This is a genomic window from Modestobacter sp. VKM Ac-2977 (genome assembly GCF_026968045.1).
In the GTDB taxonomy this organism is placed as follows: domain Bacteria; phylum Actinomycetota; class Actinomycetes; order Mycobacteriales; family Geodermatophilaceae; genus Modestobacter.
In genome coordinates this window covers 539229-554120 of record NZ_JAPVBQ010000001.1, presented here as the reverse complement: position 1 = coordinate 554120, position 14892 = coordinate 539229, and the positions used below count along the sequence as shown (strand labels likewise).

The window sequence follows — 14892 nt, the reverse complement described above, 5'->3', positions numbered from 1 at the left end:
TTACAACCGCCCGTTACCGGACTGACCGCTACCCGACCGTCTTCGGGCCGGCGAGCCCTGGCGGGGCTGAGGCCGCGCTGCGCGTCCGCTAGACGGCGGCGGTGCGTTGCGAGAGCGTGTCCACGTCTAAGGGAGGCAGGTTGTGAAGTTCGCCGGAACAACGTCGTGGCGGTTCGCCGAATCTGACCGCGACGAAATGTCGCACGTCGCCCTGTTCATCCGTGACGCCCTTGGGTTGCCGGTGCTGCCAGGGCCAGCGGTGCCGCCGCCGCTTTCCGGCACGATCCCGGACCACCGCGGTCTGCTCTCTACCGAGGAGCGCAAGGAGGCGGGGCAGCAGTGGACCGATTGGTGGGCGACCGTGCTCGGCTTCCAAGTGCAGATGCAGGAGGAGCCTGCGGACCCGGGCATGTCGGCGGTACGGGAGACGCTGCAAGCGCGGCGCGAGCAGGCCGGGTCGCCGCCGGATTTCGCTGCCCTCGCTGACCGTCCAGCGCTGCAGCGGGCCGCGGTCGAAACTTTTCCGCACGCGCACCGCTGGGTGAATCAGCTCTCGCTCGAACAGCGCGACGAACGGAAAGGCAGCTTCCCGTACCGGCTGGTCCGTCAAGTCGCCGAGGACGTCGCCTTCGACCGGCGGGTGGACTTCGGGGCGGTGCGAGCCAGCGCCGTCGTACTGGAGGTCAAAGGCAGCTGGTGGCACCTCTTGGCACCGGGAGCCGTGGTGTGCTCGGACCCGGCAGCCGCCGATCCGACCACGGGGGAGCTGATCCTGCGGCGGGCGTTCGAGTCCAGCCTGCGACGTTGACCGGCGCCAGCCCCGTTCTCTAGCGATTGGACGCTAGGCGTACGTCCTGATCGAAGGACCCGACCACAAACACCCGTGAGCGGACTGACCACTATCCGATCGTCTCGGGCCGGGGAAGCGAAGAGCGACTAGCGGAAAACGGCCGTGTCGCTCTGTGTGACCAGAAAGGGGTTCCGAAACCGCGGCTCACAACCACCCGTTAGCGGACTGACCGAAACCCGACGGTTTTCGGGCCGCCGAGCACCGATGCCCAACAGCTTTTAGTTGACGTCGTTCACGTAGGACGCTTCGAGGTAGCTCTCGTAGCTGATCACCGCTGGGACCCGGACGTTCAGCGCGCCGGCGGTCTCGGTGAGCCGGGTCTCCGCGGCCAACACCCTGCCGTCGGCAGGATCGATGACCATCGTCTCGCGGTTGGGCAGCCCACCCAGGTCGTTGTCCAGGTGGATGGCCAGGCCGGTGCGCCCGGCTCGGTCCAGCACCATGCCGGTCACCTCCAGCCCCGGCGTGGCAGCCAGGTACCGGAGCACCGCGGCGCGGACCTGCGGGGTCAGCGGCTGCTCCCGGTACAGGTCTTGGACGGCGACCAGCCGCTCGGCCGGGCCGTTCGCCACCGGGTGTGCCTCCTCGAGCTGCTGCGCGAGGACATCGGGGTCGCTGGACAGCGAGCCGAGTGGCCACGCCAAGGTCCGTCCGGCCGGCCATTCGGTCGTCTCGGTATCGGTGTCGCCGTCTGGCCAGAGGTAAGAGCGGATGGTCTGGCCGCTGCCATCTGCTGCAGTCCACGTTGTCGTCGCCTGGGGGACCACCTCGCTGGTGACCTGTTCCCCGTCCACCTGGGTGAAGAGGTCCCAGCTTTCGGTGCGGATGCGCGCGTACCGGCCGGCACTGGTGTCGTCCGGTAGCGCCGCCGCCCGCTCGGCGATGGTCTCCAGCAGCTGCGGGGCCGTCGCGGTCGGGTCCATCCCAGCAGCTGCAAATGCCGACGTGTCGAGGACCGTGAGCTCAGCGGGGGTCGCGGCGTAGGCGCCTCGTCCACCGCCACTGGGGAGGACAGTCGTCAGCGCGATTGCCACCACGGCCAGCACGGCAGCTGCCAGGACCGTGAAGGTCAGCCGCGGGCGCGGGATGCTGATGTGCAGGCCACGGCGGCGGTGACCCACTGGGGCGGCGGTCGGGGTCTGGCGCGGGGTGGCCAGGATACGCGCCAGGTCCGTCCTCGCCCGGTCGTCGAGCTCAGGGGTGTCACCAGCGGCGGGATCGGCCGCGCGCAGCACCTGATCGGCGTACCGCTGCTGGTTCACGCTGTCTCCCTCGTGGTTCGACTGGATGCAGGGACCTGGACGTCGAGGGCCCCGGTGAGCTGCTGAAGTTGATGGGCGAAGCGTCGGCGCGCACGGTGCAGCCGCACCCGTGCCGTGGCCGTCGAGCAGCCCACGACCGCACCGATCGCTGCGGCGTCGAGGTCGTCCCAGGCGCTGAGCATCAGCAGTTCCCGATCCGAGGGGCTGAGCCGCTGCAGCACCCGCTCCACGTCGACCGAGGCTGCAACCGCCTCCCCGTGATCAGGCATCGCAGGAGACGGGGTGTCTGAGATGCGCGCAGCCACCCGGTCCTGGCGGCGGCTCGATCGGCTCTGGTCGCGGAGCACGAAGCCAGCTGTCTTCATCAGGTACGGAAGCGGTTCAGCAGGCAGGTCATCGAGGCGCCGCCAGGCAACGAGGAACGTCTCCGCCGCAGCGTCCCGAGCAGCGTCCGGCACGGCCCGCCGCAGACAGAACGCGAGCACGCGGCCGTAGTGCGCGGCATAGACCGCGCTGAACCGCTCCTCCGCCTGCCCCATCTCGCTCACACCCCCTCATGGCCGGATGCCACTCCTGCGTTACACCCGGACGACAGCCTCTATGCACGGTGTCCAGCGGCTCCGACAGAAGGGGCATGTCGGTGGCGAGGGCCCCTGCCGAGAGAACGAGGAGCGACTAGCAGAAATCGGCCGTGTCGCTCTGCGTGACCAGAAAGGGGTTCCGAAACCGCGGCTCACAACCACCCGTTTCTGGGCCTCTTCGCGCACCCCTTAACCCGTCGGGCGTTTCCGCAGGCCAGCCGATGAGTCAACCGGCCCAAAACCCGTGCCCGAAATCAACGGACCGAATCCGGCGACCCCTGACGTTTGTGGGCCGCTCCCGCTAACCTGCGCGCGTGAACATGGTCGGCTACGCCCGGGTGTCCACCCTCGAGCAGGACCCGGCGCTGCAACATGACGCGCTGACCGCCGCCGGGCGGTGCGGGTGTTCACCGACTACGCCTCCGGCGCCACCGCCGCCCGCCCACAGCTAATCGCCTGCCTGGACTTCCTACGCCCCGGAGACACCCTGGCGGTGTGGCGGATCGACCGGCTCGGCCGCTCGGTCGCCGACCTCACCACCATCGTCAACGACCTCGGTGCCCGCGGAATCCAGTTCCGGTCCCTGACCGAAGCCATCGACACCACCACCGTCGGCGGGGAACTCGTCTTCCACATCTTCGCCGCCGTCGCGCAGATGGAACGACGCCTGATCAGCGAACGCACCCGCGCCGGTCTCGTCGCCGCCCGAGCCCGCGGCCGGGCCGGCGGACGCCCCACCGTCATGACCTCCGAGCGGCTCACCGCCGCGCAGGCGATGCGCGCCCGGGGCATGACGCTGATCCAGATTGCGGCCACTTCGGGTGTTGGCCGCAGTTCCCTGGTGCGCGCACTGGCGCAAGCGCCTGCCACCCCAACCGACCCGGTGGGGGCCGGCACCCATGCTGAGCAGACCGTCCTGGAGCTGCCAGAGCCAGCGGCCCAAGCGGCCGAGCCGGCGCCCGTCTCGTCCGCGGACCTGACAGTGCTCCCGGCGATCCAGTTGCTGGGGCGGACGGGGCGCCGCGGCGGGGAAGAGCTGGAGGCACTCGACTGGCCGGCCGGCCACTCACCTGGCTGCCCGAGCTGCACTTGCCCGACCACCGGCGTAGAGGAGCAGTACGCCCGCGTCCGCGGGCAACGTGAGCCGGTCATCGTCGCAATCGCCCGACCTTGCGGTTGCCTCGTCGACGAGCACGTCACAGCCTTGCTGGCTGCCCCGAACACCTGAGTTGACCAGGACAAGCGGGTCCCCACGGAACCGTCGGTGCCATGCTCGGCCTGTGGACGACGACGATGCGAAGACGTACCTCCATGACGACCTGCGTTCGGTGCGCAATTCAATTCTCAGCAAGGTCGACGGTCTCACCGAGTACGACGTTCGTCGTCCCCTTACGAGGACGGGCACCAACGTGCTCGGCTTGATCAAGCACTTGACCCTGTCTGAAGCGCGCTACCTCGGTGACATCTTCGGGCGGCCGTACCCCGAGCCGATCCCGAACTTCAGCGATCCGCACTACTCGAACCGCGACACCCTCTGGGTCACCGAACGGGAGTCGCGCGGCGACGTCCTCGACGGCTACCGGCGGGCATGCGCTCATGCCGACGTCACGATCGAAGCCCTACCGATCAACGCGACCGGTTTCGTGCCCTGGTGGCCGCAGCCAGACGTCCAGCTGTTCAACGTGATGGTGCACGTCCTGACGGAAACGACCCGACATGCCGGTCATGCAGACATCCTGCGCGAACAGCTGGACGAGGTGGCCGCCAGCAACCTGGAGACGGCCGACGACGACTGGGCGGCACACCGGTTGCGCATCGAAGCCGCAGCACGGACGGCTGCCAGCGACCGTTAGATAAAGGACGTTATCTGCGGGTCGGTCGCTAGGGTCGACTCATGCCGGAGGCTCGCTTCGTCCGCACGGCCAAGCTGTCGTCCGTCGCCGAGTACGCCTACGCCGCCGTCCTCCCGGCCCACACTCAGATCGTCTTCTGCGCCGGAGCGTGCCCGATCGACCTCACTGGCGCGGTCGTCGAGGTGGGAGACGTCGCGGCCCAGACAAGGCGAGCGTTAGCCAACCTCCAGACAGCGCTTGAGGAGGCCGGCGCAAGCTACTCGACGGTGGTGCGCACGACGATCTATGTGGCGTCCTCACGCCAGTCCGACCTGGTCGCCGCCTGGGACGTCACCCATGCCACCTTCGCCGAAAACGAGCCCCCGAGCACTCTGCTCGGTGTCGCCGCCCTCGGCTACGCGAACCAGCTCGTGGAGATCGACGCAATCGCGTTGGTCGAGTAGCAGGTCCACCTGCCCTGCTGGTCAGCCGGCAGCCTGGCCGAGGTGACCCTCCTGCCGGGTGCGAAGGCGGGATCAGAGCCGGGCCTGATCTACCGCGACGGAATATCTGATCCGTCGTATTAGCTCAGCAACTCTCACGATTGTCGGCGCCGGAAAGCTACCTGGACATCGAAGAATGAATGCGGGAAGCTGATCGCATGGCGCTCGCTTCGATCATCATCTCAACTTGCGCTCTACTGTTCACCACTACTTCTTTCTGGTGGTTGCAAGCACGCCGCGGACACCTCACCTGCTACCCGGTGCAGAACTTCTCGGGATACCTCTATCGAAACAAGGCGGCGCTGCGCATCCCACTGAGCATCTTCAATAGTGGTGCCGTACCGCTCGTCGTAACGGACCTTCGACTCCGCCTGGCGTCAGAAGTTGGCGACGAAGCGCTCATGCACTTCAGAACCTTGCGCCGGTCATTGCGTACTGACGCCGACGATGTCGAGGACTTTGCACACGCCTACAGCGTGACTGGGCGCTCCGTTGATACACGAATGGTGGAGTTCGCCATGAACACATCGCCCGTGCCACTACTCCACGGACATCCAGTAACTGCGACGGTCGAAGCACAGGTAGACCACCGGCAAACTTGGGTGAAGCTGGGGAGCTTTCCCCTGAACGTGCAAACAATGGCAAGTCCGAGCAACTACATCACTTACAGCAACCAAGAACACGTCTGGCCCGAGGGCATCGTGGCCGACGCAGCCGTCGAGCACCGGAAGTTGCGGCAGCAGTTGGGCCTGCCCACGCCAACGACCGACTGATCCCGCTAACGACCGATGACGCTCAGGCGGGTGACTGGGGGTCAAGGTGACTCGCTGCTTCGCTCCCTTGAGCACACACCGCTACCGCCCTGCCTAAAGGCGAACTGCGCGGATACAACATAAAGGACGTTATGTTGTTCGACCGTCGCCACGGCGGGGCGGCATGCCCGAGGCTCGCCGCCGGCGGCGAGCCAGGCCGACCGGCCGCGCTGAAGGAGACGACCGGCGGTGACCGGCCGCCGGGGTGAAGCCGGCAATCCGTAGCGGCGCCAACCCGATAGGAGCGAGGCAGCCCGCAGGCGACCGCAGGTCCAGAACAGCTGCCGGGCACGAGACCCGGATCGGCACCGAACCGATACGCGCGTCGGCCTCAACATGAGCAGGCGCCCTTGAAAGTGTTCACCCCGAAGGACACCCATCGGTCAGTCACCCCGATCAGGCGGCACCCTGAACAAGCAAGATCATGTCCGACACACCTCTTGCACCGTCGGTCCGAGAACTCGTGGTGACGTGTTGATGCACGTTCCTCCAGACGCTGGGGGCATGAGCAGCAAGGGATCCCCCGAGTACCGGGCTCGGCCTCGGGAGGGAAAGCGTCGGCGCCGAGCGGCACAGGAGCGAGCGGCCGTGCGACGAGATCCACCGGCGGCCAAGAACTCGGCGCAGCCCTCTACGGACGGCCGGGCGAGGCGTGCGGCAGCGACCACCTGTGGCTGGTGCCACGGCCCGATAACCCCGCGGTCCCGAGGTCCAATCCCCAAGTGGTGCTCGACCACCTGCCGGCATCGCGCCTGGGAGCAGACACGAGCCGCGGGATCGGGCCGGTCCGCGGTGGAAGTCGTCGAGCGCATCGTCGTCACCCCAGCTCCTCCAGCGCAGCCGAGAGCGCCACGGCACGGTGAGTGGGCCGACGTGCTGCGCGAACTAGCCGGGCAGATCGACCGCGGGCTCTTGTACGACCGGGAGCTGCCCGCGGTCGCCCGTGCAGTCGACGAGGTCATCGCGGCATTCCGTCGTCGCCCCTACCGCAGCTGAGGTCATCACCGCCGGCGCGTCTGGGGTGACAACGGGGTGACATGTCCGGTCGGTGCTGACTGGCAGCGATCGAGGCTGGTCGGCGCCTCCTCCGTGTAGCCAGCTGCAGCCCCCAGCAGCCGCCGTCCACAACCGGGAGACCTCGATGACCGTTCGACTGCTGACCACGGAGGAGGTGGCGGCTCGGTTCCGCACCAGCCCCGCCACGGTCCGCTACTGGCGGCACATCGGGATCGGGCCGGAAGGCGTCCGCGTCGGCCGCCGCGTCCTCTACGAGGAGACCGAGTGCGATCGCTGGTGGCAGGCCAAGGTCACCGGGCAGCTCAACGGAGGCAGCCGGTGAGTCCACAGATCGGCGGCTCGGCCATCGCACAGCGGCGGCCGCTCCCGGCAGGCTGACCTCCGAGCAGGGCCTGACCAGCCGAGGAGAGACATGGCGAGCATCGCGCGGCGACCCGACGGCACGTACCGCCCGCGGTACCGCGATGCCGACGGCAAGGAGCACGCCCGGCACTTCAAGCGGAAGGTGGATGCTCAGCGCTGGCTCGACGAGGTCACCGCCTCCGTCGTCACCGGCACGTACGTCGACCCGAAGGCCGGCCGCGTGACCCTCTCGGCGTTCTACGCCACCTGGGCCGCTCGCCAGGTGTGGGCGCCGGGCACCGAGCTGGCGATGAGCCTCGCCGTCCGGTCCGCGACCTTCACCGATGTCGAGCTGCGACTGCTCCGCCGCTCGCACGTTGAGTACTGGGTGAAGCAGATGACCGCGGCTGGCCTGGCCCCGGGCACCATCCACACCCGGGTGCAGAACGTGCGCGCCGTCCTGCGCGGCGCCGTCCGGGACCGGGTGATCGCCACCGATCCCAGCGACGGGGTGACGCTCCCCCGCCGTCGGCGCCGCGAGCACGCCATGAGCATCCCCACGCCGCGCCAGGTCGGCGTCCTGCTCGCTTCCGCCGACGAGCGGTTCGCCGCCTTCATCGCCGTCTGCGCGTTCGGCGGCCTCAGGCTCGGCGAGGCGGCCGCGCTGCAGGTCGGCGACGTCGACTTCCTCCGCCGCCGGGTGGTCGTCAGCCGCCAGGTGCAGCGCGGACCTAACGGCACCGCCGAGCTGCGGGCACCCAAGCACGGCTCGGAACGGACGGTGGTCGTCCCCGACCGGCTGCTCACCCTCATCGCCGGGCACGTCGAGCGGCACCTGACCGCCGGCGGCCCGGACCGCTGGCTCTTCCCCACCCCGACCGGCACGCCGCCGCACCAGAACACCGTCGGCCACCAGTGGCGGAAGGCGCTCTCCGCGGCCGGGCTGACCGGCTTGCGGTTGCACGACCTCCGGCACTTCTTCGCCTCCGGCCTCATCGCCTCCGGCTGCGACGTGGTCACCGTCCAGCGCGCCCTCGGGCACGCCTCGGCGACCACGACGCTGAACACCTACGGACACCTGTGGCCCGACGCGGACGACCGCACCCGGGCCGCCACGGACGGCCTGATGTCCGCAGCACTCGACGATCCTGCGGACTCTGTGCGGACTGGACGCCTCTAACGAGCCGCTGAACTGCAGGTTTCCAATCCGTCAGACGTTGAAGCGGAACTCCACGACGTCGCCGTCGGCCATGACGTAGTCCTTGCCCTCGATCCGGACCCAGCCCTTGGACTTGGCCTCGGCCATCGAGCCGGCCTCCATCAGCTGGTCGAAGCCGACGATCTCGGCCTTGATGAAGCCGCGCTGGAAGTCGGTGTGGATGACCCCGGCCGCCTCGGGGGCGGTGGCGCCGACCGGGATCGTCCAGGCCCGCGACTCCTTCGGCCCGGCGGTCAGGTAGGTCTGCAGCCCCAGCGTGCGGAAGCCGACGGAGGCCAGCTGGTCCAGCCCCGGCTCGTCCTGGCCGATGGAGGCCAGCAGCTCGGCGGCCTCGTCGTCGGGCAGCTCGATCAGCTCGGACTCGGTCTGCGCGTCGAGGAAGATCGCCTCGGCCGGGGCGACCAGGGCCCGCAGCTCGTCGAGCACCTCGCTGTTGGCCAGCTCGTCGGCGTCGACGTTGAAGACGTACAGGAACGGCTTGGTGGTCAGCAGGGTCAGCTCACGCAGCGGCTCGGCGTCGACACCGGCGGCGAACAGCGTCTTGCCGCTGTCGAGCACCTCCTGCGCCGCGACGGCGGCGTCGTGCAGGACCTTGCGGTCCTTCTCCTTGCGCGACTCCTTCTCCAGCCGCGGGATCGCCTTCTCCAGCGTCTGCATGTCGGCGAGGATCAGCTCGGTGTTGATCGTCTCGATGTCGTCGGACGGGGAGACCTTGCCCTCGACGTGCACCACGTCCGGGTCGGTGAACACCCGGATCACCTGGCAGATCGCGTCGCTCTCGCGGATGTTGGCCAGGAACTTGTTGCCCAGGCCCTGCCCCTCGCTGGCGCCGCGCACGATGCCGGCGATGTCCACGAAGGACACCGTCGCCGGGATGATCTTCTGCGAGCCGAAGACCTCGGCCAGCTTCGCCAGCCGCGGGTCGGGGACGCCGACCACGCCGACGTTGGGCTCGATCGTCGCGAACGGGTAGTTCGCCGCGAGCACGTCGTTCTTGGTCAGGGCGTTGAAGAGGGTCGACTTGCCGACGTTGGGCAGGCCGACGATCCCGATGGTGAGACTCACGGGGAACCAGCTTACGGGCGTTGACGCGCTCCCCCGGTGGGCGAGGATGAGCAGGTGCCCGAACCCGTGAATCTCGCCGCCGTCCTGAGCACCGTCGACCAGCCGTGGTCACCCCGCACCGTCGCCGTGCTGAACGACTACGACCTGCGCGTCGTGCACACCCGCGGCGAGTTCACCCGGCACAGCCACCCGGAGACCGACGAGGTGTTCCTCGTCCTCTCCGGCTCGCTGACGATCCGGATGGACGACGGCGACGTCACCCTCGGCCCGGGTCAGCTGTACGTCGTGCCGAAGGGCACCACGCACCAGCCGTACAGCCCGGACGGCGCCCAGGTGCTGCTGGTCGAGCCGAGCGCGACGGTCAACACCGGCGACACCCCAGCGAGCTGACCGCCGAGCGCAGGGTCGTCTGAGGAGCGGTCCGTCCGAGTGCAGGACCGTTCGAGTGCAGGCCGCTACAGCGGTGGGCCGATGAGGATCTCGGTGTCGTCGGGGCGGTAGGTGCGCCATCGCCCGCCGGGATCTCGCTGCACCCGGAAACCGTGGTGGACCTTGGTGTGATGCCGTTCGCAGAGCAAGGCTGAGTTCTGCAACGACGTCTCCCCGCCGTGCAGCCAGTGGATGAGGTGGTGGACGTCGCACCACCAGCTCGGGGCGCCGCAGCCGGCGAACACGCAGGCCTTGTCCCGCCGTTCCACGGCCTTGCGCAGCCCGGGAGTGACCACCCGGTGGTCCCGGCCCAGGTCCAGCGGCACGCCGTCGGGGCCCATGACGATGCGGGAGATGCTGGCTTCGCAGGCGATCCACCGGGCCCGCGCCGCGGAGATCGTCGCCCCGAACCCGGTGCTGGCCGCCCCCGGGCCGGTGGCCGGGTCGACCAGGTCGTCGAGGTCGATGCCCACCACCACGTGCGGCTTCACCGTCCGCAGGATCGGCAGATCACCGCTGGCCAACTGGTTGTCACACAGCTGCACCAGCGCGTCGGCGTTCTGCTGCGCCCGGGTCCGCTCATCACCCTGGGGGCGGTCGGCCTGCACGATCGACTCGATCGCGGCCTGCACCTTCTCCCCACCGACGGCATCCAGATCGAAGCGGCCGGTGATGCTGCCATCGGAGTGCTTGGCGATGCTCAGCCGACGACCCTCGGTGGGGTCGGGCTCCGGGCCGTCGGGGTCCAGCGCGTCCTCGAAGGCCTGCACCGCAGCGACCAATGACTGGTGCGGCGACTCGGCCGCCACCAGCGCCCACACCTGATCGAAGGCAGCCAGGTCGATGCCCTGCTCAGCCGCCCGGGCGACCTCGGACTCCCCCACCTTCTCGGCCACCACGTTCACCTGCGCCGCAGTGACCTGCCCGTCAGCGAAACCAGCCGCCAACGCAGGGAAGTGCTCCAACGCCCGACCCGACCGCAGGATCCGCGACGCGTCGCTCGCCGACAGCCGGGTGTGCCCGATCAACCACGACCGCATGCTCTTCAACCCGTCGTGCTCGGCGGCCTGGGTGGTGTCCGCGCGCCGCACGGTGCGGGTCAGCTCCGCGGCGACCCGGTTCTGCACGGCCACCAACTCGGCGACCCGGTCCAGCACGCCGCCGTCCGTCAACCCGTGCAGCTCCTCGGCCGCCAAGGCGTCCAGAGCTGACATCAACTCGCTCACGGACACCTCCCGACGCATTCGAACGTGTGTACGAATATTGCCGCCGTCGAGGACCCCAAGCAACACGAATCCGCAGGTCAGGGCCCTTTCCACAGATGCGAGCAGGCTCTTGACAGGCCCGCTCCAGTCGCGGTCAGCCGGCCGAGCCGGGGCCCGCCAGCAGGCCGCGCTCGACCGCTACCAGGACCGCCCGGGTGCGGTCGTCGACCCCGAGCTTGGCGAACACCCGGAGCAGGTGCGTCTTCACCGTCGCCTCACCGATGAACAGCTCCCGGCCGATGTCGGCGTTGGTCAGCCCGCGCGCCACCCCGGACAGCACCTGCAGCTCCCGGGCCGTCGGCGCCTCCGCCGCCGGCGCCCGCAGCCGGGACACCAGCCGGGCCGCGACCGGCGGCGCCAGCACGGTCTCCCCACGGGCCGCTGCCCGCACCGCGTCGGCCAACTGCGGCAACGGCGTGTCCTTGAGCAGGTAGCCGGTGGCCCCGGCCTCGACCGCGCGCACGATGTCGGCGTCGGTGTCGTAGGTGGTCAGCACCAGCACCCGCACGCCCGGGTGCGCGGCCGCGATCCGGCCGGTCGCCGTGACGCCGTCCATCCGCGGCATCCGCAGGTCCATCAGGACGACGTCCGGCTGGTGCTCGGCGACCGCCGCCAGCGCAGCCAGCCCGTCGCCGGCCTCCCCCACGACCTCCAGGTCCGGCTGGGCGGCCAGCCAGCCGACCAGCCCGCCGCGCACGACAGGGTGGTCGTCCACCACCAGGACACGGGTCATCGCGCCGGCACCTGCACCGTGACCCGGGTGCCCTCCCCCGGGGCCGAGACCACGTCGACCGCGCCGCCCACCTGCTCGGCCCGGTCCCGCAGCCCGGCCAGCCCGACGCCGGCCGCAGCCTCCGGGTCGAAGCCCACCCCGTCGTCGGAGACGTGCACCGACACCTGCCCCGCCTCCCCCACCCCGATCCGCAGCACCACCGCGCTGGCCGCGGCGTGCCGACGGACGTTGGCCAGCGCCTCCTGCGCTCCGCGCAGCAGCACGATCTCCTCCGCCCGGGTCAGGCCGGCGTCGTCCGCCAGCGCAGCAGTGTCCAGCCGGGTGGGCAGGCCGGTCTCCCGGCCGAACCGCTCGGCGAGCCGTTCCAGCGCCTCCCGCAACGTCGAGGAGTCCAGCGCCACCGGCGCGAAAGCGGCGACCATCGCCCGGGCCTCGGCCAGGTTCTCCCGGGCGACCTCCTCGATCAGCGCCACCCGCTCCGCGGCCGCACCAGGGTCGCCGGGCAGCTGGGCCGCGGCGGTCTGGGCCAGGACGACGATGCTCGTGTAGCCCTGCGCCAGGGTGTCGTGCACCTCGCGGGCCCAGCGCTCCCGCTCCGCCGCGACGCCCTGCTCGCGGTGCGCGGCGGCCAACTCGGCGCGGGTCGACTCCAGCTCCTCGATCAACGCAGCCCGCTGCCCGCTCTTGGCCAGCAGCCCGTTCACCCACAGCCCCATGGCGAGGCTGAAGGCCAGCCCCACCAGCGTCTGCCCGGGACCCCACAGCGGCTCGTCACCGCGGGTCCAGGCGAGCAGGGGTCCGGCCGTGCTCGCCGCCGCCGCCGCGACCGTCCACCGCACACCGGCCGCGACGGACTCCGCGAGGAACCAGACCTGCGGGTAGGCCAGGAACATCAGGAAGAGCAGCGAGGGCTCGACCCAGCCGACGACGCCGATCGCCGCGACCATGACCGCGAGGTAGGCGTTCGCTCGCCGTCCGTGCCGGCTGACGAGAGCCGGGGCACCCAGCAGCGCGTACGCCGCGGCCCAGGAGGTCAACGCACCGACGAGCAGGGCGCGCGGCCCGCCGTCCGCGTCGACGACGGCGACCGCTCGCACCAGCGCCGTCCCCAGCATGGCGGCGACGGCAACGTGCCACGCCAGCACGGTGGCCCGCCACCCCGCCTCGGACACCGGCGCGCTGCCCTCCTCGCGCCAGGCGGGGAGGACGGCGGACCGGAGCCGGGAGCCGACGGTCATCCGTCGGCCCGGCGCCAGCGGAACGTGCGCACGCACACCATGACGCCGATGATCACCCATGCCACCAGCACCAGGGCAGTCCTGCCGTGCTCCCACCCGCCGGCGATCTCGAACGCGCCCGCCTGCTCGGGCAGGAACGCCGAGCGCATCCCCTGGGTCAGCCACTTCAGCGGGAACACCGCCGCGACCTGCTGCATCCAGCCCGGCAGCTCGGGGAAGGCGAAGAAGACGCCGGAGAAGAACTGCAGCACGATCGCGAACGCCGAGATCGAGGTGGTCAGCGAGCTCGCACTGCCCGGCAGCGCCGAGACCGCGATGCCGAGCACCGTGCCGGCGAGCGCGCCGAGCGCGGCGACCCAGAGGAACGTCAGCCAGTGCCCGAGGTCGACCGGCAGCGGCACGTCGTAGCCGTAGCGGGCCACCGGCAGCAACAGCGCCAGCTGCGCCGCGGTGGTCACCAGCACCTGCCCGGCCTTGCCGGCGAAGTAGGCCGCCGGCGGCGTTCCCAGCAGCTGCAGCCGCTCCAGCTGGCCGGCCTCGCGTTCGTCGGCGATCGCCGTCCCGACCGCCTGGAAGCTGGTCAGCATGATGCCGGTGGCCGCGATCCCGGCCAGGAAGTACTGCGGGAACGGCACGCCGCCGGGCAGCACGTCACCGCCGAGCACCGAGCCGAAGACGACCATCATCACGACCGGGTAGGCGAAGGAGAACACCACCTGCTGGCGCTCCCGGGCGAACAGTCGCAGCTCCACGCCGACCCGGGCCAGCGCGATGTGGGCGGTAGAGGGCGGTGCGGGGCGGGCAGTGGTCAGGACGGTCATCGGGGCTCTCCTCCGGGGGTGCCGACCAGCTGGAGGTAGACGTCCTCCAGGTCGGGGCGGGTGACTGTCAGGCCGGGGACCTCGCCGTGCGGGGAGGCGGCGAGCAGGTCGCGCAGGACTGCGGCGGGGGTCTCGGTGGGCACCGCGCGCCAGCCGCCGTCCTCCCGCCAGCGGACCGTGGCCTCCCGGCGCAGCGCGGCGCCGAGCTCGGCCGGCGGGGCGACCTCGACCAGCCGGCCACCGGCGATCACCCCGACCCGGTCGGCCAGCTCGGCGGCCTCGTCGAGGTAGTGGGTGGTCAGCAGCACCGTCGTCCCACCGGCCCGCAGGTCACGCACGAGCTGCCAGAACTGCCGGCGGGCCACCGGGTCCATCCCGGTGGTCGGTTCGTCGAGGAAGACCAGCTCGGGCCGGCCCTGCACCCCGAGGGCGACCGCGAGCCGGCGCCGCTGGCCGCCGGAGAGGCGCCCCACCCGGGTGTCGGCCTTCTCCTCCAGACCGACCGCCGCGAGCAGCTCGGCGGTGGGCCGCGGCGTGGAGGTGTACCGGGCGAAGTGGTCGAGGGTCTCCCGCACGCTCAGCGCCTGGCCCGCCCCCTCGCCCTGGCTCACCACCCCGATCCGGGCCCGCCAGGCACGACCCGCGGTGGCCGGGTCCTCCCCCAGCACCGCGACCTCGCCGGCGTCGCGCCGCCGGACGCCCTCGAGCACCTCGATCGTCGTGGTCTTGCCCGCGCCGTTGGGCCCGAGCAGCGCGAAGCACTCCCCGCGCCGCACCTCGAGGTCCAGTCCGTCGAGGACGGCCTTCCCCCCGTAGCTCTTCCGCAGCCCGCGGACCTCGACGGCCGGGGTGAGCCCGCCGGTCGTGGTCGGCAGGGGCGCTGCCTCCGTCGTCGTCATGCCCTGACCCTGTCGCCGCGCCGG

General features: G+C 70.6%; 17 protein-coding genes. 9 read left to right on the top strand and 8 right to left on the bottom strand.

What is annotated here, in order from left to right; genetic code table 11:
• Positions 1-142 precede the first annotated feature (142 nt).
• Complete coding sequence (locus tag O2V63_RS02640) at positions 143-808, top strand: hypothetical protein (RefSeq protein ID WP_269166016.1); 666 nt, start codon at positions 143-145, stop codon at positions 806-808.
• A gap of 260 nt (positions 809-1068) precedes the next feature.
• Here the strand turns inward: O2V63_RS02640 and O2V63_RS02635 are convergent, their stop codons facing one another.
• Entirely contained in the window at positions 1069-2112 is a 1044-nt protein-coding gene (locus O2V63_RS02635; protein ID WP_269166015.1) for a CU044_5270 family protein, read from the bottom strand.
• Complete coding sequence (locus O2V63_RS02630) at positions 2109-2651, bottom strand: RNA polymerase sigma factor (RefSeq protein ID WP_269166937.1); 543 nt, start codon at positions 2649-2651, stop codon at positions 2109-2111. The genes O2V63_RS02635 and O2V63_RS02630 overlap by 4 nt, the downstream gene beginning before the upstream one ends.
• Positions 2652-3096: 445 nt before the next feature.
• On the opposite strand from O2V63_RS02630, the gene O2V63_RS02625 reads away from it, so the two are divergent.
• The 7 genes from O2V63_RS02625 (at position 3097) to O2V63_RS02595 (ending at position 8379) form a co-directional block, all read left to right on the top strand.
• Complete coding sequence (locus O2V63_RS02625; protein ID WP_269166014.1) at positions 3097-3921, top strand: recombinase family protein; 825 nt, start codon at positions 3097-3099, stop codon at positions 3919-3921.
• 52 nt (positions 3922-3973) lie between these two features.
• Positions 3974-4546 carry a DinB family protein gene (locus O2V63_RS02620; RefSeq protein ID WP_269166013.1) on the top strand — a complete coding sequence of 191 codons (573 nt, stop codon included), beginning with the start codon at positions 3974-3976 and terminating at the stop codon, positions 4544-4546.
• Between the two features lie 41 nt (positions 4547-4587).
• Positions 4588-4989 (top strand): RidA family protein, encoded by a 402-nt coding sequence (locus O2V63_RS02615; protein ID WP_269166012.1) that lies wholly within the window; start codon positions 4588-4590, stop codon positions 4987-4989.
• 197 nt (positions 4990-5186) lie between these two features.
• Positions 5187-5801, top strand: a complete 615-nt coding sequence (locus O2V63_RS02610; protein ID WP_269166011.1) for a hypothetical protein — start codon at positions 5187-5189, stop codon at positions 5799-5801.
• 912 nt (positions 5802-6713) lie between these two features.
• Positions 6714-6836, top strand: coding sequence for a hypothetical protein (locus O2V63_RS02605; RefSeq protein WP_269166010.1), 123 nt, complete (start codon positions 6714-6716; stop codon positions 6834-6836).
• Between the two features lie 145 nt (positions 6837-6981).
• A complete protein-coding gene (locus O2V63_RS02600; protein ID WP_269166009.1) occupies positions 6982-7179 on the top strand; it encodes a helix-turn-helix transcriptional regulator in 198 nt (65 codons plus the stop codon).
• Between the two features lie 90 nt (positions 7180-7269).
• Positions 7270-8379, top strand: a complete 1110-nt coding sequence (locus O2V63_RS02595) for a tyrosine-type recombinase/integrase (RefSeq protein WP_269166008.1) — start codon at positions 7270-7272, stop codon at positions 8377-8379.
• Positions 8380-8409: 30 nt separating this feature from the next.
• Here the strand turns inward: O2V63_RS02595 and ychF are convergent, their stop codons facing one another.
• Positions 8410-9483, bottom strand: a complete 1074-nt coding sequence (gene ychF, locus O2V63_RS02590) for a redox-regulated ATPase YchF (RefSeq protein WP_269164978.1) — start codon at positions 9481-9483, stop codon at positions 8410-8412.
• A gap of 54 nt (positions 9484-9537) precedes the next feature.
• Here ychF and O2V63_RS02585 point away from each other — a divergent pair, with 54 nt between their 5' ends.
• On the top strand, positions 9538-9873 hold the full coding sequence (locus O2V63_RS02585) for a cupin domain-containing protein (protein ID WP_269166007.1): 336 nt from the start codon (positions 9538-9540) through the stop codon (positions 9871-9873).
• A gap of 65 nt (positions 9874-9938) precedes the next feature.
• Here O2V63_RS02585 and O2V63_RS02580 read toward each other — a convergent pair whose 3' ends face one another.
• From O2V63_RS02580 to O2V63_RS02560, 5 genes are all read right to left on the bottom strand, one after another.
• Positions 9939-11138, bottom strand: a complete 1200-nt coding sequence (locus O2V63_RS02580) for an HNH endonuclease signature motif containing protein (RefSeq protein WP_269166006.1) — start codon at positions 11136-11138, stop codon at positions 9939-9941.
• A gap of 133 nt (positions 11139-11271) precedes the next feature.
• Positions 11272-11910, bottom strand: a complete 639-nt coding sequence (locus O2V63_RS02575; RefSeq protein ID WP_269166005.1) for a response regulator — start codon at positions 11908-11910, stop codon at positions 11272-11274.
• Positions 11907-13148 carry a sensor histidine kinase gene (locus O2V63_RS02570; protein ID WP_269166004.1) on the bottom strand — a complete coding sequence of 414 codons (1242 nt, stop codon included), beginning with the start codon at positions 13146-13148 and terminating at the stop codon, positions 11907-11909. Before O2V63_RS02570 ends, O2V63_RS02575 begins: the two co-directional genes overlap by 4 nt.
• Complete coding sequence (locus O2V63_RS02565; protein ID WP_269166003.1) at positions 13145-13969, bottom strand: ABC transporter permease; 825 nt, start codon at positions 13967-13969, stop codon at positions 13145-13147. The genes O2V63_RS02570 and O2V63_RS02565 overlap by 4 nt, the downstream gene beginning before the upstream one ends.
• Entirely contained in the window at positions 13966-14868 is a 903-nt protein-coding gene (locus O2V63_RS02560) for an ABC transporter ATP-binding protein (RefSeq protein WP_269166002.1), read from the bottom strand. The genes O2V63_RS02565 and O2V63_RS02560 overlap by 4 nt, the downstream gene beginning before the upstream one ends.
• Positions 14869-14892: the final 24 nt, after the last annotated feature.

What these genes read in the sequence shown, in the direction of transcription:
- O2V63_RS02630 (WP_269166937.1), bottom strand. Translation starts at nt 2,651, where the DNA reads ATGGGGCAGGCGGAGGAGCGGTTCAGCGCGGTCTATGCCGCGCACTAC.
- O2V63_RS02615 (WP_269166012.1), top strand. Translation starts at nt 4,588, where the DNA reads ATGCCGGAGGCTCGCTTCGTCCGCACGGCCAAGCTGTCGTCCGTCGCC.
- O2V63_RS02610 (WP_269166011.1), top strand. Translation starts at nt 5,187, where the DNA reads ATGGCGCTCGCTTCGATCATCATCTCAACTTGCGCTCTACTGTTCACC.
- O2V63_RS02600 (WP_269166009.1), top strand. Translation starts at nt 6,982, where the DNA reads ATGACCGTTCGACTGCTGACCACGGAGGAGGTGGCGGCTCGGTTCCGC.
- O2V63_RS02595 (WP_269166008.1), top strand. Translation starts at nt 7,270, where the DNA reads ATGGCGAGCATCGCGCGGCGACCCGACGGCACGTACCGCCCGCGGTAC.
- O2V63_RS02575 (WP_269166005.1), bottom strand. Translation starts at nt 11,910, where the DNA reads ATGACCCGTGTCCTGGTGGTGGACGACCACCCTGTCGTGCGCGGCGGG.
- O2V63_RS02570 (WP_269166004.1), bottom strand. Translation starts at nt 13,148, where the DNA reads ATGACCGTCGGCTCCCGGCTCCGGTCCGCCGTCCTCCCCGCCTGGCGC.
- O2V63_RS02565 (WP_269166003.1), bottom strand. Translation starts at nt 13,969, where the DNA reads ATGACCGTCCTGACCACTGCCCGCCCCGCACCGCCCTCTACCGCCCAC.
- O2V63_RS02560 (WP_269166002.1), bottom strand. Translation starts at nt 14,868, where the DNA reads ATGACGACGACGGAGGCAGCGCCCCTGCCGACCACGACCGGCGGGCTC.